The sequence below is a fragment of the Methylobacterium sp. WL19 genome, from assembly GCF_008040005.1.
Classification (GTDB): Bacteria; Pseudomonadota; Alphaproteobacteria; order Rhizobiales; family Beijerinckiaceae; genus Methylobacterium; species Methylobacterium bullatum.
The window spans coordinates 1-1,117 of the sequence record NZ_VRVC01000277.1 but is presented as its reverse complement, the minus strand read 5'-3'; the positions used below and the strand labels follow the sequence as shown (position 1 = coordinate 1,117).

The following is a 1,117-nucleotide window of genomic DNA, read 5'->3' as shown; positions in this document are numbered from 1 at the left end:
GATACCCGCACCGTCCTGCTGAACCAGGTGTCCTGGGGCGCGATCTTCGCCGGCGCGGTCACCGCCCTGGTGACCCAGGTCGTCCTCAACATGGTCGGCGTCGGCATCGGCCTGTCCAGCGTCGGAGCGAACGCCGCCGACAACCCGGCCGCCTCGACCCTGTCGCTCGGCGCCGGTGTCTGGTTCATCGTCTCGGGCATCGTCGCCGCTCTCGCGGGCGGCTTCATCGCCGGACGCCTGTCGGGCAAGCCTGTGACGGGCGCCGCCGGCCTGCACGGCCTGGTCTCCTGGGCGGTGACCACCCTCGTCGTCCTGTATCTTCTCACCTCCGCGGCCGGCGGCCTCATCGGCGGCGCCTTCTCGGGCGTGACCAGCACGCTCGGCGGCGCCGGCTCCCTCGTCGGCGGTACCGTGCAGACCGCCGCGCAGGCCGCAGCCCCGTCGCTGTCCAAGATCACCAACCCGCTGGACGGCATCGAGCAGAGCGTCCGCCAGCAGGCGGCCGGCCAGGACCCGCAGGCCGCCAAGGACGCCGCCGTGGCAGCCATCCGCGCCCTGTTCACGGGGGATCCCGCCCAGAAGGCCCAGGCCGAGAACCGCGCCGCCGACGCGCTGGCCAAGGCCCAGGGCATCCCGGTCGACCAGGCCAAGACCCAGATCCAGGACTACAGGAAGCAGTACGAAGAGACCGTCGCCAGCGCCAAGCAGAAGGCCGAGGCCGCGGCCGTGGCCGCCAAGTCCGCCGCCACCCAGGGCGCTTTCTACGGCGCGCTCGCCCTGATCCTCGGTGCCCTCGCCGGCTTCTTCGGCGGCCGCCTCGGCGCTCCGACCCTCGCCACCCTCACCGATCGCTACGACGCCCGCCGCGTCTGAGCGGGATCGCCGGCCGGTCACCGCGACCGGCCGGCCCCTCCCTTTCGACGATCACCCCGAACCCAAGGAGCCATCCCATGAGCAGCACCACAGACAAGCTGAAGGGTCTCGCCAACGAAGCCGTCGGCAACCTCAAGGAGGGTGTCGGCAAGGTCACCGGCAACGACAAGCTCGTCGCCGAGGGCAAGGCCCAGGAACTCAAGGGCGAGGCCCAGCGCACCGTCGGCGAGGCCAAGGACGGTGT

Annotated in this window: 2 protein-coding genes; both read left to right on the top strand. The window is 72.0% G+C overall.

All coding sequences use genetic code 11. The features are described from left to right. Positions 1-873: PhnA-like protein (locus FV220_RS25030; RefSeq protein WP_246689543.1), on the top strand; the 873-nt coding region annotated here is incomplete at its 5' end. A gap of 77 nt (positions 874-950) precedes the next feature. After that, positions 951-1,117, top strand: a 167-nt coding sequence (locus FV220_RS25025) for a CsbD family protein (RefSeq protein ID WP_056142052.1), incomplete at its 3' end; no start/stop codon positions are given.